The following is a 20,910-nucleotide window of genomic DNA, read 5'->3' on the forward strand; positions in this document are numbered from 1 at the left end:
GCTCAACAGCTCGGATTCGATCTTCGTAGGAATACATGAACTACCTCCTGGTAGTCCAAGTTTTTGTCCGCATCCCCTCCCGGGGGTTAGTGGGTCACTTCTGCGTGGAAATCAACAGACAGTTTGCTGAGCGCATGCCGACAGCTTGCGCACCGCAGGATTACAAGTTTGTTATGTTCATAGCGCCCACTCGGGCGTGCCGTGTGGCCCGCACGGCCGGCGCGCCTGCATGCTTGCGCGCGTGCCGACTGCGTTCGAGACGCCAGTACAATTTTCTGGATGCGCTCCCCACTGCTTGTTCTTTTGCTGGTGCTTTTGCCGCTGCAATTGGTCTGGGTTGCAGTGGGGCCGCACGACAGCGCGCCGGAGTACGGGGTTTCGCTCATGACAGCACGGCACTTGTGCGAACACCACCAAATGGGCCTGGCTGCGGCCGACGAGAAGCGGGCTCGGGAGTCAGCTCGAATGGGCACTGCCGCTATCGAAGTGGAGTGCGGCACATGCCACGCCCAGGGTCCAGAGGCGCTGCCCGCGCGGCGCGGCGTTTGCGCGGCCGTCGGGCAGGAGCACTTTGGCATTTCTATCAGAGCGCGCTGGTCCCCAGTGCCTGCCAGCCGTCCCGAACGTCCTCAGTGGCACGCCCTGGCCTGACCAGGGTATCGCCCAGCAATCCACTGCGATCCCTGCCAAGCGTGCCGCCCCCTGTGGGCCGGCCTTGACGCATGCCTTCGGGATCTCTTCATGTCCATAGCCATTGGGCCGCCTGGCCCGCAAACCACCGCAAGTAGTCCTGCGACACCCCCTTGCTGCACTCCCCTGAGGATGCAATGGAGGCACCGATGAAAAGGACCTCATTGCTGCTTCTAGCCGCCTGGTTGACCGCTGTTGTGGCAACTGGCTGCGCGCTGTTCATCGGCGAGGTGATGGGCATGGCCCCCTGCGTGCTGTGTTGGTATCAGCGCATTGCCATGTTCCCCTTGGCATTGGTGCTGGGCATGGCCTTTTACAGCGATGACCGCCGGGGAGCGGTCTATGCCTTGCCCCTGGCGATTGCAGGCGCGGCCGTAGCGGGGTACCACAGCCTTCTGGCTGCAGGCCTGGTTCCCAGGGCATGGGTTCCATGCGCTGTAGGAGTGTCCTGCGCCGATCAGAAGCTCGACTTTTTCTATGGCATTGAACTGCCCTGGCTTTCCTTGACGGCGTTCATTGTTATCGCCGTTTCACTCTGCCTTTATCTGCGCAAAACAGCAAAATGATCCACCGCAAATACATCATCGCCCTCGTGCTGGGCGTCGCACTTGCCGCCTTCGGGGTAGGTGCGAGTCTCTACCAGAGCCGTGTGCACAGCAAGCAAGAGCAGCAGGCCTCCGAGCAGTCTGAGCGGCTGGTGCGCATGCATTCGCCGGTCATCGGTCCCCGCGAGGCGCCCGTGACAATTGTCGAATTCTTCGATCCCGCGTGTGAAACCTGCCGCGCTTTCTATCCGGTCGTGAAAGATCTCATGAAGCAGTATCCTACCCGGGTACGGTTGGTCATTCGGTATGCGCCGTTTCACCAGGGCTCGGGAGAGGTGGTCAAGCTGCTGGAGTCCGCCCGGCGGCAGGACAAGTACCTCCTGGTCTTGGAGTCCCTGCTGGCGGCACAGCCACAGTGGGCAGACCATGGAAGTCCCAATCTGGCATTGGCCTACAGTGCGGCCGAGCAGGCAGGTCTGGACATGGCGAGAGCTCGGGCCGACATGGCATCGCCCACGCTGGAAGCGATGCTGCAGCAGGATGTGCAGGACCTGACTGCCCTCAAGGTCGACAAGACCCCGACCTTCTTTGTGAATGGGCGGCCATTGCCCAGCTTTGGCGCCAAGCAACTGGCTGAGCTGGTAGCCCAGGAGGTCTCCAAGGCGGGCAAATAGGCATCGTGCGTCCCGGGTAATCGCTAGTGGGAATGGGCATGCTCCTTGGGCTGCGCAGGCTGGGCCTTGGCGGCAGGCTCGACCCGCGTGCCGCGAAGCAGGCGCAGTCCATTGCCCACGACCAGCAAGCTGGCCCCCATGTCCGCAAAAACGGCCATCCACATGGTCGCAGTGCCCACCACCGCCATCACCAGAAAAACGCTCTTGATACCCAGCGCCAAGGTGATGTTCTGCCAGAGAACGGCATGGGTGCGCTTGGACAGGCGCACGGTCTCGGCGACGCGCTGCAGGTCATCGTTCATGATGACCACGTCGGCCGCTTCCATCGCTGTGTCGGTTCCCGCACCGCCCATGGCAAAGCCGATGTCGGCCTGCGCCAGCGCCGGCGCGTCATTGATGCCATCGCCGGTCATACCGGTGGCGCCATAGCGCTTTTGCATCTCCTTGATAGCATCAAGCTTGGCTTCGGGCAGCAGATCTCCGCGGGCATCATCAATGCCGGCCTGCGCTGCGATGGCCTTTGCAGTGGCCGTGTTATCGCCTGTCAGCATGACCGAAGTCACTCCCAGTGCCTTGAGATCGGCGATGGCCTGTTTTGAGGTCTCGCGAATGGTGTCCGCTACCGCGAAGAGCGCCAGGACGCGCGATTCGTCTGCAAGAAGGGTGACCGTGCGACCTTGCTTTTCGTGGATGGCCAGCTCCGCCTCCAGTTCCGGCCCGCACAATCCCTGCTCGTGAATCAGCCGGTGATTGCCCAGCACCAGGCGCGCACCATTGACCCAGCCCTCGACACCGCGCCCCGGCAAGGCCTTGAAGCTCTCAGCCTCTGGGCCTTGCGCCTCCAGGCCCTGAACAATCGCCTTCGAGACCGGGTGATCGGATCGGGCCGCCAGGCTGGCCGCCATCAGCTGGATTGCGGACTCATCGCCGGCACCCCACACCTGCCACTTCACCAACTTGGGTTTGCCCTCGGTGATGGTGCCCGTCTTGTCCAGCGCAACGGCCTTCAGGAGCCGGGCGTCTTCCAGGTAGGTTCCGCCCTTGATCAGGATCCCGCGGCGCGCTCCCGCGGCCAATCCGCTGACCACTGTGACGGGTGTGGAAATGACCAGAGCACATGGACAGGCGATCACCAGCAGCACCAAGGCCTTATAGAGCGCCTCCAGCCAGGTCAGGCCCATCAGGAAAGGGGTCAGCACCGCTACCGCCACGGCAATGGCGAAGACAGCCGGGGTGTAGATCGAGGCAAAGCGGTCGACGAAGCGCTGCGTCGGTGCACGCGTGCCCTGCGCCTGCTCCACGGCCTGGATGATCCTGGCCAGGGTGGTGTTGCTGGACAAGGCAGTAACCTCAAACTCCAGTTCACCAGTTTCGTTGATGGTCCCTGCGAACACCTGGTCGCCAGGCGCTTTGTCCACTGGAATGCTCTCTCCAGTCACCGGCGCCTGGTTGATGGCCCCGTTGCCCTTGGTCACCTTGCCGTCCAGGGGCACCCTCTCGCCTGGCTTGATGCGCACGGTTGCTCCAATGGCCACCGAAGCCACCGGTGTAGCAGACCACGACCCATTTGCTCCCAGAACCAGTGCCTCTTCCGGCGCCAGTTCCAGCAAGCCCTTGATGGCGTTGCGGGCCCGGTCCACTGCCTTGGCCTCGATGAGTTCGGCAATCGCATACAGGGCCATCACCATGGCGGCCTCGGGCCACTGACCGATCAGGAATGCCCCGGTGACTGCCACCGACATCAGCGCATTGATGTTGAGCTTGCCGCGCAAAAGTGCCGCAATGCCTTTTTTGTAGGTGTCGATCCCCGCCAGCCAGATCGCCACGGCGGCGATGGCCATGCCCGCCACCTTCCAGACCATTTGGTCCGGTGCAAAGAACGACAAGACCTCTGCCCCAGTCGCGAACACCAGCGCAGCCACCAACCGGGTAATGCCACCTGCAAAACCATGTCCATGGTCGTGGTCGTCGGCTGCTCCGCCCGCCTGTCCACCCTCGGAGCTGGCCACAGGCTGCGGATCGAAGCCCGCTTTCCGGATAGCGTCGAGTGCCAACGGGAAGGTGCTTTCCTCTGCGTCGATCTTCAGCGTCCGTGCGCCCAGCTGAAAACCCAGGGAGCGGATTCCACCCAGAGGTTCCAGCGCCCGGCGAATCTCCGCCTCCTCGGCACTGCAGTCCATGGTCGCTATGCGAAACACCCGGCCCTGGCCACCCTGAGTGTGTGCCGCAGTAGACACCGGCTGTGGATCGAAACCCGCCTTGCGGATGGCATCCAGCGCCAAGGGCAAGACACCATCCTCTGCATCGATCTTCAGCGTGCGCGCGCCCAGTTGGAAGCCCAATGACCGGACTCCCTCTAGAGGTTCCAGCGCCCGGCGGATCTCTGACTCCTCGGCGCTGCAGTCCATGGTGGCGATGCGCAACAGCGTGCCTTTGCCTGGGCTGCTTGCGGCGGCAGGAGGCGAGGCAACGGTACTGGAGCAGCCCGAGGAGCAGCAGGTGTCATTAACGCTAGAGGAAGTGCTGGTTTCTGATTTCATGGCCTAATTGGAAACCCTGTAGTGACCTTAAAGTCAAGCGACTCCCCAAATCTCGCCGCCTTGTCCTACGGAAACCAGATTTTGCAAAGGACGCTTTATGAAAATCGGCGAACTTGCCAAGGCCACCGGCACGCAGACTGAGACCATCCGCTACTACGAGCGCGAGAACCTGCTGCCGATCGCGATGCGCACAGAAAGCAACTACAGGGTCTACGACAGCAGTCATGTCGAGCGTCTGGCCTTCATCCGCCATTGCCGATGCCTGGATATGACCCTCGATGAGATCAGGGTGCTGTTGCATTTCAAGGACGCTCCGGATGAAAACTGCGGCGCGGTGGACGCACTTCTTCAGGAGCACATCGGGCACGTGGTGTCTCGCATCCGGGAACTCCAGGCACTGGAGTCGGAATTGCGCAGCTTGCAGCAGCAGTGCTCACCAGGCCACCTCGCCGGTGAGTGCGGCATCTTGGGCGGCTTGGCCACTGCGGCACTTCAACACAATCACATGCAGCCCAGCGAGGCCCACCCGCCAGGTGCTCATCATGATATTGGCGTGGCTCCGAGGCAGCGGGCCAACAAACGACGCTGATTTTCAGTGAGCGCGAATTTCTAACCCGACACTTGTCACCCCATTCTCTGACTTGGCCACCGGCTTGCCCTGGTGCATGCGGGCAATCGCGCCCACGATGGCCAGACCCAGGCCGTGGTTGCTCTGCCCATGGCTGCGAGCAGGATCTGCCCGGAAAAACCGGTCAAACAGCTGGGGAAGTATTTCGGGATCGATGGTGTTGCCGTAGTTGGTGACGCTGATCAACACGCGGTCCTCGTCACCAGTTCTCAAGTTGATCTGAACGATGGAGCCGGTGCTCGCGTAGCGGGTTGCGTTTCCCAGCAGGTTGGACAATGCCCGGCGCAACAACGGCACATCGAAGGTGCCATGCGCATCGCCGACCACTTTCGCGGTGAGACCCGCCTCGGCCAGCGCTGCCTCGTGGTAGTCCAGCACGTCGGCCGCCACCGATGCCAGGCTAGCCACGGGCGCGCGACGCGCTCCCACGCCCCGATCTGCCTGGGACAGGAACAACATGTCGTTGACGATACCGGTCAGGCGATGCAGCTCCTCCAGATTGGACGCCAGCACCTCGCGAATATCCGCTTGCTCGGGGCGCCGCAGCGCCAGTTCATTGTTGGCAATGAGCGTGGCCAAAGGCGTGCACAACTCGTGCGCCACGTCCGCATTGAAGCCCTCCATCTGGGAGTAGGCCTTTTCAATGCGAGCCAGGAGTGCATTGAACTGGTCGATCAGCGGCACGAGTTCAAGGGGCTGCTCCGCGCCATCGAGCCGCTGGTGGAGGTTGTCCGCCGAAACGGCGCGCGTCTGGCTGGCCAGTCTTCGAACGGGCGCCAGGCCCAGGTTGACCAGGGAGAAGCCGCCCAGCGAAACCACGACGGCCCCGCCAATGGCTGCCACCAGCAATGTGACTGCAAGACGGTGCAGCAACTGGTTGTCGGTCTGGATGTCCAGCGACAGCTGGACGCGCAAACTCTTTGAGGCCGTCTGGCCCGAAGCCAGTGCCACTTCGAACTGCCGCTGGCGCCAGACCGTCTTCGCATTCTGGTTGCGGGTATGGGCGTAGAGGATGGCCCCATCGGCCTGCGCGACTTCAAGCGAAAGATCTCCGTGCCCTACCAGGAAATCATCGAGCTTGTGAGCAAGGTCTTCCGAATCCCCGTGCTCCTTGCCGTCCACCAGCAAGTGCCGGATGACGTTTTCCTTTTGCGCCAGCGTTTCCTCCTGTCGATCTCGGAAGTTGAATTCGGTCACCAGGTAGACGGCCAGACAGACCAGCCCGAGCCCGGCAAAGCTCTGAAGTGCCAGCCACCACGACAACCGCTGGCGCAATGAGCGATGTTGGATCAGGGCCTTCATCCGTTGCGCTCTTCCATGACGTACCCCATACCGCGGATGGTGTGCAGAAGCGCGGTGTCAAAGGGCACATCGATCTTGGTACGCAGGCGCCGTATGGCGACCTCCACCACGTTGGTATCGCTGTCGAAGTTCATGTCCCAGACCTGCTCGGCGATCTCCGTGCGGGACAGCACTTCTCCCTTCCTTCTCAGAAAAAGGGTCAACAGCAGGAACTCCTTGGCAGTTAACTCCAAGCGCTGACCGCCTCGGGACGCCTTGCGCCGCACCAGGTCGACATCCAGGTCGGCCAAACGCAGTTGCGTGGGCTCTGCCGCGACCCGCGCACCTTGGGTGCGCCTGAGCAGAACCTGGATGCGGGCGCTCAACTCGGAAAACGCAAAGGGCTTGACCAGATAGTCATCCGCACCCGTCTGAAGTCCGAGCACCCGATCCTCGACACTGACCCTGGCTGTGAGCATCAAGACAGGGGTCTGCCTGGTCTTGCGAAAGGCCGTCAGCAGGCTGAAGCCGTCGATCCCTGGGAGCATCGCGTCCAGCACCAGCAGATCGTGGCCGCCTTCAAGGGCCATGTGTAGGCCGTCCACCCCGTTATGGGCGACGTCCACCACATAACCGACCTCTCCGAGGCCCTTGCGCAGGTACTCGGCCAGCTTGACCTCGTCTTCAATGAGCAGAATTTTCATGGTGCCATTCTCGAAGAATGCCGCCTGTTCGTAGATTACGAATTTGTCATCTGGCTGTTGGCGCCTTGTCGAGGTCCGATTTTTACAGTACCCCCTGTGTCGAAAGGCATAGCCGCGGTAGATCGCCGCTGGCTCATTCGAATCAAGGGACCACACCATGACCGTTCGCAAACCCCTCGCACTCTCCCTGATTGCCCTGGCCATTGCGGCCCCAGGCTTGGCATCTGCTTCGGCGCTCTACCATCCAGCCGGTGGCGAAGTGGGAATGACCACCCATCCCGACCACGTCCAAAGCAACGTGTCCCGTGGCGAAGTGCTTCAGTCTGTAGAAGCCGCGCGCAAGGACGGTACGCTGGCGATCTTGTCTCGCGGTGGTGCACTGCCTGTCAAAGCAACGGGTGGCTCCAAGACGCGTGAGCAGGTGCAGCAGGAGTACCTGAACATGTCAGCCGCTGAGAAGCAGCGCAACCAGGAACTGTACGGCGCGGGCGGCTGATCGGCACACGAAGTCTTCTTGACCGCGTGCTAGACTCAAAAAATGCGCCGCCTGATCGTCGTTTTTATGCTTGCATTGCTCCCGTTCCAGTTCAGCTGGTCCGCGGTGGCTGCTTATTGCATGCACGAGAACTCGACCGACCAGGCCCAGCACCTTGGGCATCACGAGCACAAGCACGAAGCCAAAAGCGGGGTCGGCCAAGCCGACAAGACCAGCCAAGGCACCGACATGTCCGATGTCGACTGCTCGGTTTGCCATGGTGCCGGCATCGGGGCCCTCAACTGGTCCTGCGCCAAACATCGCGTCTCCCATGACAGCCGCGTGGACTCACCGTCGGGCGAGCGCCTGGCGGCTGTAACGCCCACACCTCCCGACCGCCCACAGTGGCCCGTCCTCGCCTGATCGGCGGGGGCATCTCTCCTTCTTTCAGTCAGTCGTGACCGCCCCTTGGCGGCTGCAGTTGTGCGTGTCGCGGCTGCACTGACTGACGAGTTGCCAGGCAGCTGCACGGTTGCCACCCCGCCGATTCCCTCGTGTTTTGAAATCACTGGAGAATCGGATGTTCAAGGGTATTTACCTTCAAGGAAAGCCGCACGCATGGGGCGGCCGCACGAAATTCAGGCTCGCAGCAGGTGCCGCGGCCATATTGCTGACCTTCTCGGGCGGGGCCTCTTCTCAGGGCATGTCGCAAGGCACAGTCGGTGGAGTACAGGCGCCCCAGACTGCCGCGGTGTCTCCCGCTGAGCCTCTGTCGCTGGCCAAGGCCATCGAGTTGGCCTTGGACGGGAATCCAGAGGTGGCTGCCGCTACCCGCCAGTTGGAGGCAACAGAAGGGCAGATTCTTCAAGGGCACTCACGCCCCAATCCCGAGCTTGCCTATTCGCTGGAAGACGCACGCTCCAAAACACGTACGCAAAGCTGGCAACTCAACCTCCCCGTGGAATTGGGTGGAAAGCGCGCAGCGCGTACCAAGGCGGCCGAAAAATCACGCGAGCAGGCACAGGCCCAGCTCGCTGAGCTGAAGGCCACCGTGCGAGCCAATGTGGCCGCAGCCTACTTCGACGTCCTGACGGCGCAGGAGCGATTGGCGCTCGCCAAAGACAGCGTGGCATTGGCCAAGTCGTCAACGGATACCGTAGCCAAGCGCGTAGCCGCTGGCAAGGTATCACCTGTGGAAGAGTCCAAGGCCCGCGTTGCGGAAGCCGGCGTTCGCGTCGAGCTCGCACAGGCAGCCAGCGAACAACGCAATGCATTGTCTCGCCTGTTTGCGCTGTTGGGACAGATCAACGCGCCGTTCACCGTCCTCGAGGGCAAAGCCGACCACCTTCCCGCGGTACCGCCCCTCGCCGATCTTCAGCCCTTGATTTCTTCTTCGCCAGGCGTTGTCCTTGCGCGGATCGAGGTGGATCGGCGCCAGGCCCTGACTGCACTGGAGCAAAGCAAGCGCGTGCCCGATGTCACCGTCAGCGTCGGCATGCAGCGCAGCAACGAGACCCAACGCAACGTCCTGCTGTTTGGTGTCTCCGTGCCTCTGCCTGTGTTTGACCGCAACCAGGGCAACCTGCTGGAAGCTCTCAAGCTTGAGGACAAGGCCCGCGACGAGTTGCAAGCGGCCACGGTACGCCTGCACAGCGAAGTGGCGCAGGCGCGCGAACGCCTTTCGACCATCACTGCGGAGATCCAGTCGCTGCAACAGGACGTTCTGCCCGGCGCGAAGTCGGCCTACGACGCGGCCACCATTGGCTTCGAGAACGGAAAGTTCAACTTCCTGGAGGTGCTCGATGCCCAGCGCACCTACTTCACCGCCAAATCCCAGTACCTCAAAGCCCTGGGCGAGGCACACCGCGCGGCGGCGGATGTCGACCGCCTGCTTGGGGCCAGCACGGTTTCCGGATTGATCGCAACGCACAACTGAGCATGACAATGAACATCAGCACATCCTCCATCAGCAAAAAGCATCTCATCGCTATTGCCGTTGTCCTCGCGCTAGGGGTCGGGGCAGGAGCCTTCATCCTACAAGGCGGCGGCAAGCCCACTGCAGTCGCCGCCGAGGGCGATGGCCACGGCCACGGCAGCCATACCGAGGCCAAGGGGCACGGTGATGGAGAACACCACGGCAAAGGCGGTGAAAAAGGCCACGACGACGACAAAGGCCACGCCGATGGCGAGCACCATGAAAAGAGCCAGGCCAAGGGCCCCCACGGTGGCACAGTGTTCAAGGAAGGCGACTTCAGCCTGGAAGCATTGCTGTCCGAAGACGGTGGCGAGCCTCGGCTGCGGATCTGGCTGTCCGACAAGGACAAGCCGCTCCCCCTGAACACGGTAACGGTCACGGCAACAGTGACCCGCCCCACAGACGACAAGCAAAACCTGACGTTTGCCGCAGAAAAGGACAGCCTGGTCAGCCGCGAGATCGTCGCCGAACCCCACGCGTTCGACATCGAGATCATTGCGCAGACGGCCACCGAACCTTTCATGTTCGTGATGAGCAAGGAAGAGGGAAAGATCGAACTGACCGATGCCCAGATCAAGGCCGCCTCCATTACGGTGGACTCTGCGTCGGCAGCCAACATCAAGACGGCGCTGCTTTTGCCCGGCGAGATCCGGCTAAACGAGGACCGGACATCGCACGTGGTTCCCCGTCTGGCGGGTGTGGTGGAGAGTGTCAGCGCCAGCCTGGGCCAGGTCGTCAAAAAGGGGCAGGTTCTGGCCGCCATTGCGAGCCCGACCGCTTCGGAGCAGCGCAGCGAGCTGCAGACGGCGCAAAAGCGCCTGGCGCTGGCCAAGACCACCTACGAGCGGGAAAAGAAGCTGTGGGAGCAGAAGGTCTCCGCCGAACAGGACTACCTGCAGGCCAGGCAGGCGTTGAGCGAAGCGGAGGTCGCTGTTGCCAACGCCAATCAGAAGCTCAGTGCGCTGGGCCTGTCCACCTCGTCCGAGTCCGGACTGAACCGTATCGAACTGCGCGCGCCCTTTGACGGCATCGTCATCGAGAAGCACCTGAGTCTTGGCGAGGCCGTCAAGGAAGATGCGGCGGTGTTCACCATCTCGGACCTTGCCACGGTGTGGGCTGAGATCAATGTTCCTGCAAAGGATCTGCCGTCGGTGCGGGTGGGCGAGAAGGTCACCATCAAGGCCACCGCCTTCGATGCCTCCGCCACGGGTACTGTCGCTTTCGTGGGCGCGTTGATCGGTGAGCAGACCCGTACCGCCAAGGCCCGCGTCGTTCTTGATAACCCCAAGGGCGCCTGGCGCCCCGGCCTGTTCGTCAACGTCGAGGTGGTGTCCGAAGAAACGGCAGCGCCTGTGACCATCTCGGCCGACGCAGTCCAGAACGTCGGAGAAAAGCCCGTGGTCTTCCTCAAGGTCGACGGCGGCTTCATCGCCCAACCTGTGAAGCTGGGCCGAAGCGATGGCAAGCGCATCGAGGTCCTGTCGGGCCTCAAGCCCGGCATGCCCTACGCCTCGACAGGCAGCTTCGTCGTGAAGTCCGAACTCGGCAAGGGATCTGCCGAACACACGCACTGATCCCGGAGCCCATACATGTTTGAAAAACTTATCCGATTCTCGATCGAGCAGCGATGGCTGGTGCTGCTGGCGGCCCTGGGCATGGCGGCGCTGGGCGTCTTCAGCTACCAGAAGCTGCCCATCGACGCGGTCCCCGACATCACCAACGTCCAGGTTCAGATCAACACCCAGGCCGCCGGTTATTCGCCTCTGGAGACCGAGCAGCGGGTCACGTATCCCATCGAGACAGTCATGGCCGGCCTGCCGAACCTGGAGCAGACCAGGTCGCTGTCACGGTACGGACTGTCGCAAGTGACCGTCATCTTCAAAGACGGAACCGACATCTATTTCGCGCGCCAGTTGGTCAATGAGCGCATCCAGGAAGCCAGAGACCGGCTGCCCGCCGGCATCACGCCAGCCCTGGGGCCCATCTCAACCGGTTTGGGCGAGATCTATCTGTGGACCGTCGAAACCAAGGATGGGGCCAAGAAGCCCGATGGCAGTCCCTACACCCCGACCGACCTGCGCGAGATCCAGGACTGGATCATCAAGCCGCAGCTGCGAAACGTTCCTGGCGTGACCGAAATCAACTCCATTGGCGGCTTTGCCAAGGAGTACCAGATCGCCCCCATCCCGGAACGACTGGCCTCGCTGGGCGTGACGCTGCAAGACGTCGTCACGGCACTGGACCGCAACAACGGCAACGTGGGCGCTGGGTATATCGAAAAGCGCGGCGAGCAGTACCTGATTCGCGCCCCTGGACAGGTCAAGTCGCTGGAGGACATCGGCAACGTGATCCTCAGCAGTGCCAACGGTGTTCCTGTGCGCGTGCGCGACGTGGCCGACGTGGGCATTGGCCGGGAGCTGCGAACGGGTGCCGCAACCGACAACGGGCGCGAGGTGGTTCTCGGCACGGTGTTCATGCTGATCGGAGAAAACAGCCGGACCGTCTCGCAGGCAGTGGACAAGAAGATGCTGGAGGTCAACAAGAGCCTCCCAGAGGGCGTGCACGCGGTGACGGTCTATGACCGCACCGTGCTCGTCGACAAGGCCATCAATACCGTCAAGAAGAACTTGCTGGAAGGCGCGGTACTGGTGATCGTGATCCTGTTCCTCTTTCTGGGCAATATCCGGGCCGCAGTCATCACGGCAATGGTCATCCCCTTGTCGATGCTCTTCACGTTCACCGGGATGGTCCACTACAAGGTGAGTGCCAACCTGATGAGCCTGGGGGCCCTGGACTTCGGCATCATCATTGACGGAGCTGTGGTGATCGTGGAGAACTGCGTTCGGCGGCTCGCCCATGCGCAGGCGCACCACGGCCGGCCGTTGACGCGGGCCGAGCGCTTTCATGAAGTGTTCCTGGCATCCCAGGAGTCGCGCCGCCCATTGCTGTTCGGACAGCTCATCATCATGGTGGTGTACCTGCCCATCTTCGCGCTGACGGGCGTGGAAGGGAAGATGTTCCACCCCATGGCCTTCACGGTGGTTGCCGCTTTGGTGGGCGCGATGATCCTTTCTGTGACCTTCATCCCGGCAGCTGTGGCCCTCTTCATCGGCAATCGGGTCAGCGAGAAGGAGAGCTTTTTGCTGGGCCACGCCAAGCGCCTGTACGGCCCCATGCTTGATCGCGTGATGGGCGCCAAAACGCTGGTTCTCACCATTGCCGCGGTTGCCGTGGTCCTGTGCGGACTGATCGCGACCCGCATGGGCAGCGAGTTTGTACCCAACCTCAATGAAGGCGACTTCGCGATCCAGGCACTGCGCATTCCGGGCACCAGCCTTTCCCAGTCGGTGGCGATGCAGCAGCAGATCGAAAAGACGCTGAAAGCGAAGTTCCCCGAAATCGAGCGCATCTTCGCCAGAACCGGTACTGCGGAGATTGCTTCGGACCCCATGCCGCCGAACATTTCGGACGGGTACATCATGCTCAAGCCGATGGATGAATGGCCCGAGCCTCGAAAGACCCGTGATGAGCTGCTCGCGGCGATCCAGGAAGTCATTGGCAAGATCCCCGGCAACAACTACGAGTTCTCCCAGCCCATTCAGCTGCGATTCAACGAGCTGATCTCAGGGGTGCGCAGTGACGTGGCCGTGAAGATTTTCGGTGACGACATGGACGTGTTGAACAAGTCCGCTGAAGAAGTCTCCGCCATGCTGCAAAAGATCCAGGGCTCCTCCGAGGTCAAGGTCGAGCAGACGACGGGCCTTCCGATGCTCACGGTGAACATCGACCGCCAGAAGGCAGCGCGCTACGGGCTGAACGTTGCCGACATCCAGGACACCGTGGCCACGGCCATCGGTGGTCGTGAGGCCGGCACCATGTTCGAGGGGGACCGCCGGTTCGACATCCTGGTTCGCCTGCCTGAGGCGCTTCGCAATGACCTGGAAGGCATGAAGCGGCTACCCATACCGTTGCCGCGGTCTGCCGGTGGCACGGAAGCCAAGACGAATTTCATCCCATTGGGTGAGGTCGCATCGTTCGAGCTGGCACCCGGCCCCAACCAGGTCAGCCGAGAGAACGGCAAGCGCCGCATTGTCGTGAGCACCAACGTGCGCGGACGGGATGTGGGCTCGTTCGTTGCAGAGGCCGAGCAAGGCCTGGCGCAGATCAAGATCCCCACCGGCTACTGGACGAGCTGGGGTGGCACCTTTGAGAACCTGCAGTCAGCCACCAAGCGCCTGCAGATCGTTGTACCGGTCTCCCTGCTGCTGGTCTTCGTGCTGCTGTTCGCGATGTTCGGCAATGCCAAGGACGGTTTGCTGGTCTTCACCGGCATCCCATTCGCATTGACAGGGGGCATCCTGGCGCTGTGGCTTCGGGACATTCCGATGTCCATCTCCGCGGCCGTTGGCTTCATCGCGCTCTCTGGGGTGGCAGTGCTCAACGGCCTGGTGATGATTTCCTACATCCGCAGCCTGAGGGAAGGCGGTGTCGGCCTGGACGAAGCGATCAGGGATGGCGCCCTGACCCGCTTGCGCCCGGTGCTGATGACCGCCCTGGTGGCCTCGCTGGGATTCATTCCCATGGCCATCGCCACAGGCACCGGCGCGGAAGTCCAGCGTCCTCTGGCCACCGTGGTGATCGGTGGAATTCTTTCATCCACGCTGCTCACGCTGCTCGTGCTGCCGATTCTTTACCGGCTGGCCCACAGGCCCGATGAAGAAGCCGAGGACGTGTCTGCCGAGCCCTCCCACCCGGACGCACCGAAGCCTGTGTAGTCAAAGGCGGTCCCGCTGATCGCGGGACCTTCCCATTTCTCCAACCCCAAAGGAACTGCCATGAAACTCTCCCACCTCTTTCTCGCCCTCACGGTATCGATCTCTGGCGCAGCCATCGCGGCTGACAACCACGGCCACGACGTCAAGCCGATGCATGGTGGTGCTGTGGCGGAAGCCAAGGACGTCGAGTACGAATTCGTCGCCAGTGCCGACAAGCTGCAGCTCTTCATGCGCGACCACGGAAAACCCGTTGCCGTGGCGGGGATGACCGCCAAGGTCACCCTGCTGGCCGGCAGCGAGAAGCAGGAGGTTCAACTCCAAGCCGGTGAGGGCAAGTTGGAAGCCGCGGGTAGCTTCAAGGTCCCCGCCGGTACCAAAGCCGTGGTCGCCGTCTCGAAGGCCGGCAAGTCGGTCGCCTCGGTCCGCTTCACGCTGAAGTAACACCAACGCCGCCCGAAGCATCGCTCCAGTCCATGCGAACGACACCGCAGTGGCGGGTCCGTACCGCCCCTCGGCGCTGTGCATGTCCTTGCCCTTAGAGGCAAAAAGGAGCGATCCATGTCAATGCAGGCGGCCCAGGGTGGGCTTTTCGCCAAGCTGTTCTGGATCTGGATCAGCTTGTTGGTCTCTGTGTTTGTGTTCTGGCGGCTGCGGCACATGTGGCTCAAGCGCCATCCCCCGATGGACGTTCGAACCAAGTACAGCCGGCGACTGGCCAAGAGACTGAGGGACCGGCAAATAACGCGCTTGAAGTGCCGGACCACGGGTAAGCCTCGGCACCGGCGACGTCACTGAGCGCCAAGGCCGGACGAGGACCGCGGACTGAACGCGGTCGATGACATCACCAGACTGAATCTGAGGAGACAGACCATGGGAAAAGGTTCCGACCACGCTTTGCCAGCGGCAGGAAACGAAAAGGCTTTGCGCTACGCGCTGATGCTCACCGGCGGTTTCATGCTGGCAGAGGTCATTGGCGGCGTCATGCTCAACAGCCTGGCTCTGCTGTCCGATGCCGCACACATGTTCACCGACGTGGCGGCGCTGGCCATTGCGCTGGCGGCCATTCGGGTCGGGCGCCGGGATGTCGACGACCGGCGCACCTTTGGCTACCACCGATTTGAGATCCTGGCCGCCGCGTTCAATGCCTTACTCCTGTTTGGCGTTGCGGCGTACATCCTTTATGAGGCGTGGCAACGCTGGAGCAACCCGCCGGCAGTCCAGACCACTGGGGTGCTGGTGATCGCTGTACTGGGCACGATCGTCAACCTCGTGAGCATGCGCCTTCTGTCCTCAGGCAAGGATTCCAGCCTCAACGTCAAAGGAGCCTACCTTGAAGTCTGGAGCGACCTGCTCGGCTCGATTGGGGTCATCGTGGGGGCGCTGGTCATTCTGTTCACAGGGTGGAACTGGGTCGACACCGTCATTGCCGTGGCCATCGGCTTGTGGGTGCTGCCGCGCACCTGGATCCTCCTGAAAGAGACGCTCAACATCCTGCTCGAAGGCGTCCCCGAAGGCATCGATCTGCCTCAGCTCAAGCGTGCGCTCCTGGACCTGCCAGGGGTGGTGTCCTTGCATGAACTGCATGTCTGGGCGGTCAGCAGCGCCAAGACCAGCCTGAGCGCTCACGTCGTGTACAACCCGCAAGCGGCAGACCCTGGCACCATGCTGGCCGCCGTCAACCAGTTGCTGGCGAAGCAATTCGAGATCACCCACACCACCATTCAGTTGGAAACCCAAGCCTGCGGTACGGCTGCCGCCGGCACTTCGAATGCTGGTGCGGATCACTGGAAAGCACCCGTGTGATTTCCGCGTGGACGACCACCCTCCGTTCCTGCTTTGCACAGCGCTGGGCAAACAGGTGGCGCCTGCCAGCGCTGTGTGTCGTGGCCATGCTCGCCGCCGGCTGCGCCACCCCCGTGTATGAAAACTCCCTACCGTGGGCGGAGGGTTGGCGCGTGGGCAAAGTCAGCAGGGTTGAAGCCACTGCTCAGGACCTGGCGTTCTACAAGCGCCGGTGCAAGGCCGATCAGTTAGATCGTGCGCAAGAGCGGTTCGCCATTGTTCAGTGGAGAGAGGTGGGTCGGTCGCGCTGGACCGTTGCGCGTCTGCCTGCAGATGTAGCCGTGGTTGCTGGAGAGCCGGTCTACGTCAAGGTTTGGGATTGCTCGGCAGCCCTCGTCAAACGTGAGATGAACTAGAGCACAGGCGAGCTCAAGTCGGCCGATTCAGATACCTCACCGGTCGCACCCGGTGTGCACGAGTGAACGGCGCTGGTGCCCACCACCACGGAGCGTGAGGGCGGGCCAGCCCAGCGCGACTGGGCTCTGGATCTGATGTTCAGAGATCGCGGCCATTGGAGTGGCCCGATTGCGCGGCCGTCGAGCCCGCGTGGTGCTGGTGGTATTGGCCAGGGTAGATTTCATTGAGCTTGCGGCCGTCCTCGCCGGCGGCCATCAGGTCCCCGGTGTGGATAGCCTCTGCCAGTTCCTCCTTGACCTGCTCGCGTGTCTTGCCTGCTTGCGCCATCTTGGACGGATACAGGTTGGGCTGCAGTTCATTGAGCCGTGATCCGGATTCCCCGGCGGCAAGCATGTCACCGCTGCGAACAGCCTGCTCCAGTTCCGCGCGCACCTGGTCCCGGGTCTTGCCCAGCACCGGGGTCTTCAACTGGTAGCCACCGGAGTTGAGCTCACTGACTTTGGCGCCGATTTCCCCGCCGGCCATGATGTCGCCGCTGCGCAGGGCTTGCGAGAGCTCGGCTTTGACCTCCTCGCGTGTCTTGGACTGGGCGCCATGGCTGGCATCGAAAGCGAATGCAGGGGCTGCGCTCAGCGCGAGGATGATGAGGGTGGTCTTGAGTTTCATGTTGGTCCTTAAGGTCAATGGTTGGAAGCGAAAATTTGTGCCTTGGATGGGCGGAGTCGATTGCATTGCGTGTGCCAGGCCCGAGGGCCCTCAGCCGGTCACGGCGCCTGGTGGGCTTCGACCCAGCCGATCTCGCCGCCCAGGTCGCGCACGCCATTCGTAGTGGCGGGGCCCTTTTGAGCAGCTTGAAGTTCATCCAGAACCTGTTGCCTGCTCTTGTTTGACACCGGTGCTTTGACCAGTGGATAGGTGGCGGGGTAGCCGCGGCTGATCCAGTGCAACGAACCGTTTTGCTGCGCAACGAGCACGTTTTGCTGGACGTCTTCACGGCTGACGGTGCGGCCCAGGTGAGATGGCACGAAAGTGGCACCTTCTTCCTGGCTAGGACTGGTGTGAAACGCGGTCGAAGCGAAAGACGCCGTAGCAGTGGCTGCCAGGCTGAATGCGATGAGGGCGAAACGAGCTTTCATGGGGTCTCCTTGAGCACTGAACGCCCGGGTGGGAATTCAGGAGGCACAACCTTCTTGCACCTCGGAGACAAGTCTAGAAATCCGGCACCCACATGCCGCTGACCGCAGCATTACAGTTTTGACAGCACTGTGTCTAAGCGTAGCCACGGAGGTTCACAAAGGCCTATGCCGCAAAGCCTGCGGCGGACAAGCGCCTTCCCGAGGCGATTCGCGCAAGTCCGTCCCTCAGCCAGTCATGCCCGACTTCCACCAATACCAGGCGCCCAAGCAGGCAGCGAGCCACAGTAGTACAACAACGACTGCGCCGACTTTGCTGGTCGGCTTTGCTGCTTTGGAAGCCATCCACTCATCGGCTTGTGTTCTGCATTCAGCCAGGACGTCCGCCGGCAAAAGTTTGATAGCGACCCATATCAGGCCGGGGAGCAGCAATACATCATCCAAGTACCCCAGCACTGGTATGAAATCCGGAATCAGGTCGATCGGGCTGAGCGCGTACGCCACGACAAACACTCCAAGGGCCTTTGCGTACCAGGGGGTGCGTGGATTCTTTCCTGCAAACCACAGCGTCACTCCATCGCGTTTGATCCGCCTTGCCCAGGTTCTTAGATCGCATGTGATGCTCATATCGATAGCATGCCACGGCCCCATGTCTGATTTTTAACGCGCGACCGCGCAACTGAAAAACCACCCCTCCCATCGCGTTACATGCTGCGGCCCCCCCATTTTTGCGGGCTTTGAAGTGATCACAACAGATAAACCCTTATTAACTAGTCTGAATTTTTCGTGAAATCCCAATTTTTCATTGCCACACCCAGTATGTAATATCATGGTATGTAATACGGTACGAAAAAATCGGAGGATGCCATGGCCAGAGCCGGAATCTACAAGTCTGAGGTGCTGCGAGCCAGGGATAGGCTGATCAGCCAAGGCAAGTACCCGTCCATCGATGCGGTGCGCGTCGAGTTGGGCAATACCGGCTCCAAGGTGACCATCCACAGGTACCTCAAGGAAATCGAGGACGAGGAAGCCGCCGCTACGGCACCGAAAATCAGCATCAGCGATGAGCTCGCGGAATTGGTAGGCCGCCTGTCCACCAGGTTGGAGTTTGATGCCAATGCGAGGGTCGTTGCACTGATGGAGGAGTTCAACGCCAAGGAAGCGCAGTACAAGGCCAGCCTGGAGACCTCCAAGAGCGAAACAGCCGCGGCCAGGCGGCAGCTGGAGCAGACCCAACTGGAGTTGGCCAGGGAACGCGAATCCCTCGAGCACGCCAACAGGGAGTTGGCCCTCAAGGCGATCGAGCAGGCCCAACTGGTCGAGCAAACGACCCAGCTGCAGACCCGGCTTGAGAGTGCCCAAGCACACAGCCAGTCCCTGGAAGAGAAGCACACCCATGCCAGGGAGGCTCTGGAGCATTTCCGCGAAGCGTCCAAGGAGCAGCGCGAGCGCGAGCTACGCCAGCACGAGCAGCAACTGCAGTACCTGCAGACGGAACTGACTAAGGCCAATGCGGCTGTCTCGGCCAATCAGCAGCAGATGCGCAACGACCACCAGCAGAACCAGGCACTCGCGCGGGAGTTGGGTCAGGCCAGGTCGCAACTCCAGAGCCTGGAAACGCAGCTGCAGGCGGCGCAGCAAACTGCCCTCGGCCTTGCCGAAGTACCCCAGCAACTTGAAGATTTGACTGCGAAGGCCTTGAGTCGAGAGCAAGACCTCGCCCGTCTGCAGGCGGATCTGCTTCAGGCCACTCAGCGCAATCTGGAGCTGGAGCGGCAACTCGCAGCAACAAGCGCGGCTGACGCGGCGCGCCAGCAGCTGACGGCGGATCTGATGCGCCGCCTGGATACGTTGCAGGCGCCGCAAAGCCACACCAACGCATGACCGCAAGACTGTGTTGAAGACTGCCAGAGGCGGTCTATCTCTCATCGGCGCTCCCCATCACAATGGAGAAAGTTGCGTCCAAGCTTCCGTTATGGAGATCCCAGTGCCCAAGACACTCACTCAAATGAAGAAACGCCTTGAAGAGGCGATGAGCGAAGTCCGTGAAGCCGAGGAAATCATTCCACTGTTGAAAGAGGTAATCGCCAAGTTCGAATTGGAGCCAGCCGATCTGTTCGAAGCAACCACTGCCAACGCAAGAAAGATTCAATCTTTGACCTCAGAGACCGGGAGACCCCCAGCCGGCAAACCTGTCCTGTACGAGGATGCAGTTGGGAATACTTGGGCAGGAAAGGGGCGGCGACCCTCTTGGTTGAACGAAGCCATCGCGCGCGGGAAAACGCTGGAAGAATTTCGAACTCGCGGAACACCTTTGCGCAACGCTAAGTAGTTGTTCTAAAAAGAGATTTCTCCATAACCTTCCGATCCGGCACAAAAACCGAGATCACCCCAGTTTCCAGCACGATCGCGGAGCCTCACCCGACGTCACTACTCGACGAGTTTCTAAAACGCACCGACACCAGACGTAGGGACCAACGCAACGGTGAGTTGGTCGACCCAAACAAAGTCGACCAGCGCTTCACTCTCGACGTTCAATGTGAGCTTTTTGGGCAGACGATCCTTGGTGGCGATATTGATCTCACAGGTGACGCAATAGCCGTCGCAATACGCTTTGAACAACGCGGAACCCGACCATGTACCGTCCTCGTCAAGGTGCGGCCCCGCACCGCTCTCCCAAACGAAGTCGGAGGCATCAACAACGTCTGTACACGTCTCACCCCTGTATTGCTCCTCCCCTTCCTTGAGCTCTATCAGTTCCCCGTCTTCATCTCGATCACGCCGTAAGTAAGTCACTTTGACAGAGCCGGCAAGTTCTGGTTTCATACGTTTCTCCACGGGTTGATGAGGCCACGATTCTGCTTCAGAAGATGGGGGGCAGATGCAAACATATCGGACATCTTTCCGGTTGTGCCCCGTGGGACTCAATGCAATTCGGGTACCCGATCCTAAATTTCTTCAGTCACATATCACCCCAGTGACCTGACCACCGTCTGCCCCTTGGCAGTCGCACAACGCCCATAAAGCCCGGCAAGCTCATCTCGAGTTGCCGGGCTTTATGCCGTCCTGGTCGGAGTTCTCTGTCTTTCTGGTTCTCGGTTTTGCGATCTCGCGCCCTCTCAGCCCCGTGTGTTCACGCACCCGGGGCTTTTGCTTTTTGGGGCTGCCTGTTGGTCTGTCTATCTTGGTTTTCTGGTTCTTTCACCCGCATGTTCTTTCAAGGAGATTTCCATGCTCACCTGTCCCCAATGCCAATCCCCACGATTGGAATCCCGCGATCTCGGTCGCACT

19 protein-coding genes are annotated in these 20,910 nt (G+C 61.3%); 12 read left to right on the forward strand and 7 right to left on the reverse strand.

All coding sequences use genetic code 11. The features are described from left to right. The first annotated feature begins 839 nt into the window (after window positions 1–839). Both AC1Q64_RS22575 and AC1Q64_RS22580 read left to right on the forward strand, forming a co-directional pair. Window positions 840–1,256 carry a disulfide bond formation protein B gene (locus tag AC1Q64_RS22575; protein ID WP_056419932.1) on the forward strand — a complete coding sequence of 139 codons (417 nt, stop codon included), beginning with the start codon at window positions 840–842 and terminating at the stop codon, window positions 1,254–1,256. After that, window positions 1,253–1,909, forward strand: a complete 657-nt coding sequence (locus AC1Q64_RS22580; RefSeq protein WP_116750446.1) for a DsbA family protein — start codon at window positions 1,253–1,255, stop codon at window positions 1,907–1,909. Before AC1Q64_RS22575 ends, AC1Q64_RS22580 begins: the two co-directional genes overlap by 4 nt. Window positions 1,910–1,932: 23 nt before the next feature. Here AC1Q64_RS22580 and AC1Q64_RS22585 read toward each other — a convergent pair whose 3' ends face one another. After that, complete coding sequence (locus AC1Q64_RS22585) at window positions 1,933–4,449, reverse strand: heavy metal translocating P-type ATPase (RefSeq protein WP_255424820.1); 2,517 nt, start codon at window positions 4,447–4,449, stop codon at window positions 1,933–1,935. A gap of 97 nt (window positions 4,450–4,546) precedes the next feature. Here AC1Q64_RS22585 and cadR point away from each other — a divergent pair, with 97 nt between their 5' ends. Continuing rightward, entirely contained in the window at window positions 4,547–5,038 is a 492-nt protein-coding gene (gene cadR / locus AC1Q64_RS22590; protein WP_056419711.1) for a Cd(II)/Pb(II)-responsive transcriptional regulator, read from the forward strand. A 3-nt stretch (window positions 5,039–5,041) separates the two neighbouring features. On the opposite strand, the gene AC1Q64_RS22595 is transcribed toward cadR, so the two are convergent. Both AC1Q64_RS22595 and AC1Q64_RS22600 read right to left on the reverse strand, forming a co-directional pair. Next, the gene (locus AC1Q64_RS22595; RefSeq protein ID WP_082493263.1) at window positions 5,042–6,379 is read right to left on the reverse strand and encodes a heavy metal sensor histidine kinase; all 1,338 of its coding nucleotides are present in this window, start codon (window positions 6,377–6,379) and stop codon (window positions 5,042–5,044) included. After that, window positions 6,376–7,062: a heavy metal response regulator transcription factor gene (locus AC1Q64_RS22600; RefSeq protein WP_056419925.1), complete on the reverse strand. Its 687-nt coding sequence runs from the start codon at window positions 7,060–7,062 to the stop codon at window positions 6,376–6,378. The genes AC1Q64_RS22595 and AC1Q64_RS22600 overlap by 4 nt, the downstream gene beginning before the upstream one ends. Window positions 7,063–7,219: 157 nt before the next feature. Between AC1Q64_RS22600 and AC1Q64_RS22605 the strand changes: the two genes are divergently transcribed. The 7 genes from AC1Q64_RS22605 to AC1Q64_RS22635 all read left to right on the forward strand — a co-directional run bounded on the left by AC1Q64_RS22605 (window position 7,220) and on the right by AC1Q64_RS22635 (window position 16,090). Continuing rightward, entirely contained in the window at window positions 7,220–7,558 is a 339-nt protein-coding gene (locus tag AC1Q64_RS22605; protein ID WP_056419708.1) for a DUF4148 domain-containing protein, read from the forward strand. Between the two features lie 42 nt (window positions 7,559–7,600). Continuing rightward, window positions 7,601–7,960, forward strand: coding sequence for a cation efflux protein, CzcI family (gene czcI, locus AC1Q64_RS22610; RefSeq protein WP_056419705.1), 360 nt, complete (start codon window positions 7,601–7,603; stop codon window positions 7,958–7,960). A 157-nt stretch (window positions 7,961–8,117) separates the two neighbouring features. Continuing rightward, complete coding sequence (locus AC1Q64_RS22615) at window positions 8,118–9,473, forward strand: TolC family protein (RefSeq protein WP_056419702.1); 1,356 nt, start codon at window positions 8,118–8,120, stop codon at window positions 9,471–9,473. A gap of 2 nt (window positions 9,474–9,475) precedes the next feature. After that, on the forward strand, window positions 9,476–11,086 hold the full coding sequence (locus AC1Q64_RS22620) for an efflux RND transporter periplasmic adaptor subunit (RefSeq protein WP_056419698.1): 1,611 nt from the start codon (window positions 9,476–9,478) through the stop codon (window positions 11,084–11,086). Window positions 11,087–11,101: 15 nt separating this feature from the next. Then, on the forward strand, window positions 11,102–14,287 hold the full coding sequence (locus AC1Q64_RS22625; protein WP_492252911.1) for a CusA/CzcA family heavy metal efflux RND transporter: 3,186 nt from the start codon (window positions 11,102–11,104) through the stop codon (window positions 14,285–14,287). 60 nt (window positions 14,288–14,347) lie between these two features. After that, the gene (locus tag AC1Q64_RS22630) at window positions 14,348–14,728 is read left to right on the forward strand and encodes a hypothetical protein (RefSeq protein WP_056419692.1); all 381 of its coding nucleotides are present in this window, start codon (window positions 14,348–14,350) and stop codon (window positions 14,726–14,728) included. A 429-nt stretch (window positions 14,729–15,157) separates the two neighbouring features. Then, window positions 15,158–16,090: a cation diffusion facilitator family transporter gene (locus tag AC1Q64_RS22635; RefSeq protein WP_056419686.1), complete on the forward strand. Its 933-nt coding sequence runs from the start codon at window positions 15,158–15,160 to the stop codon at window positions 16,088–16,090. Window positions 16,091–16,624: 534 nt separating this feature from the next. Here the strand turns inward: AC1Q64_RS22635 and AC1Q64_RS22640 are convergent. From AC1Q64_RS22640 to AC1Q64_RS22650, 3 genes are all read right to left on the reverse strand, one after another. Next, window positions 16,625–17,152: a DUF4148 domain-containing protein gene (locus AC1Q64_RS22640; protein ID WP_056419680.1), complete on the reverse strand. Its 528-nt coding sequence runs from the start codon at window positions 17,150–17,152 to the stop codon at window positions 16,625–16,627. A gap of 98 nt (window positions 17,153–17,250) precedes the next feature. Beyond that, complete coding sequence (locus AC1Q64_RS22645) at window positions 17,251–17,622, reverse strand: DUF4148 domain-containing protein (RefSeq protein WP_056419676.1); 372 nt, start codon at window positions 17,620–17,622, stop codon at window positions 17,251–17,253. Between the two features lie 225 nt (window positions 17,623–17,847). Then, window positions 17,848–18,246, reverse strand: a complete 399-nt coding sequence (locus AC1Q64_RS22650; protein WP_056419922.1) for a YkvA family protein — start codon at window positions 18,244–18,246, stop codon at window positions 17,848–17,850. Between the two features lie 240 nt (window positions 18,247–18,486). Here AC1Q64_RS22650 and AC1Q64_RS22655 point away from each other — a divergent pair, with 240 nt between their 5' ends. Further along, entirely contained in the window at window positions 18,487–19,503 is a 1,017-nt protein-coding gene (locus AC1Q64_RS22655; protein WP_082493261.1) for a DNA-binding protein, read from the forward strand. 124 nt (window positions 19,504–19,627) lie between these two features. Next, on the forward strand, window positions 19,628–19,951 hold the full coding sequence (locus AC1Q64_RS22660; RefSeq protein WP_082493291.1) for an H-NS histone family protein: 324 nt from the start codon (window positions 19,628–19,630) through the stop codon (window positions 19,949–19,951). A gap of 113 nt (window positions 19,952–20,064) precedes the next feature. Here the strand turns inward: AC1Q64_RS22660 and AC1Q64_RS22665 are convergent, their stop codons facing one another. Continuing rightward, window positions 20,065–20,445, reverse strand: coding sequence for a hypothetical protein (locus AC1Q64_RS22665; protein ID WP_056419673.1), 381 nt, complete (start codon window positions 20,443–20,445; stop codon window positions 20,065–20,067). Window positions 20,446–20,910 lie beyond the last annotated feature (465 nt).

Source organism: Acidovorax sp. GW835-FHT14G06, from assembly GCF_058793595.1.

What these genes read in the sequence shown, in the direction of transcription:
- AC1Q64_RS22575 (WP_056419932.1), top strand. Translation starts at nt 840, where the DNA reads ATGAAAAGGACCTCATTGCTGCTTCTAGCCGCCTGGTTGACCGCTGTT.
- AC1Q64_RS22580 (WP_116750446.1), top strand. Translation starts at nt 1,253, where the DNA reads ATGATCCACCGCAAATACATCATCGCCCTCGTGCTGGGCGTCGCACTT.
- AC1Q64_RS22585 (WP_255424820.1), bottom strand. Translation starts at nt 4,449, where the DNA reads ATGAAATCAGAAACCAGCACTTCCTCTAGCGTTAATGACACCTGCTGC.
- cadR (WP_056419711.1), top strand. Translation starts at nt 4,547, where the DNA reads ATGAAAATCGGCGAACTTGCCAAGGCCACCGGCACGCAGACTGAGACC.
- AC1Q64_RS22595 (WP_082493263.1), bottom strand. Translation starts at nt 6,379, where the DNA reads ATGAAGGCCCTGATCCAACATCGCTCATTGCGCCAGCGGTTGTCGTGG.
- AC1Q64_RS22600 (WP_056419925.1), bottom strand. Translation starts at nt 7,062, where the DNA reads ATGAAAATTCTGCTCATTGAAGACGAGGTCAAGCTGGCCGAGTACCTG.
- AC1Q64_RS22605 (WP_056419708.1), top strand. Translation starts at nt 7,220, where the DNA reads ATGACCGTTCGCAAACCCCTCGCACTCTCCCTGATTGCCCTGGCCATT.
- czcI (WP_056419705.1), top strand. Translation starts at nt 7,601, where the DNA reads ATGCGCCGCCTGATCGTCGTTTTTATGCTTGCATTGCTCCCGTTCCAG.
- AC1Q64_RS22615 (WP_056419702.1), top strand. Translation starts at nt 8,118, where the DNA reads ATGTTCAAGGGTATTTACCTTCAAGGAAAGCCGCACGCATGGGGCGGC.
- AC1Q64_RS22620 (WP_056419698.1), top strand. Translation starts at nt 9,476, where the DNA reads ATGACAATGAACATCAGCACATCCTCCATCAGCAAAAAGCATCTCATC.
- AC1Q64_RS22625 (WP_492252911.1), top strand. Translation starts at nt 11,102, where the DNA reads ATGTTTGAAAAACTTATCCGATTCTCGATCGAGCAGCGATGGCTGGTG.
- AC1Q64_RS22630 (WP_056419692.1), top strand. Translation starts at nt 14,348, where the DNA reads ATGAAACTCTCCCACCTCTTTCTCGCCCTCACGGTATCGATCTCTGGC.
- AC1Q64_RS22635 (WP_056419686.1), top strand. Translation starts at nt 15,158, where the DNA reads ATGGGAAAAGGTTCCGACCACGCTTTGCCAGCGGCAGGAAACGAAAAG.
- AC1Q64_RS22640 (WP_056419680.1), bottom strand. Translation starts at nt 17,152, where the DNA reads ATGAAACTCAAGACCACCCTCATCATCCTCGCGCTGAGCGCAGCCCCT.
- AC1Q64_RS22645 (WP_056419676.1), bottom strand. Translation starts at nt 17,622, where the DNA reads ATGAAAGCTCGTTTCGCCCTCATCGCATTCAGCCTGGCAGCCACTGCT.
- AC1Q64_RS22650 (WP_056419922.1), bottom strand. Translation starts at nt 18,246, where the DNA reads ATGAGCATCACATGCGATCTAAGAACCTGGGCAAGGCGGATCAAACGC.
- AC1Q64_RS22655 (WP_082493261.1), top strand. Translation starts at nt 18,487, where the DNA reads ATGGCCAGAGCCGGAATCTACAAGTCTGAGGTGCTGCGAGCCAGGGAT.
- AC1Q64_RS22660 (WP_082493291.1), top strand. Translation starts at nt 19,628, where the DNA reads ATGAAGAAACGCCTTGAAGAGGCGATGAGCGAAGTCCGTGAAGCCGAG.
- AC1Q64_RS22665 (WP_056419673.1), bottom strand. Translation starts at nt 20,445, where the DNA reads ATGAAACCAGAACTTGCCGGCTCTGTCAAAGTGACTTACTTACGGCGT.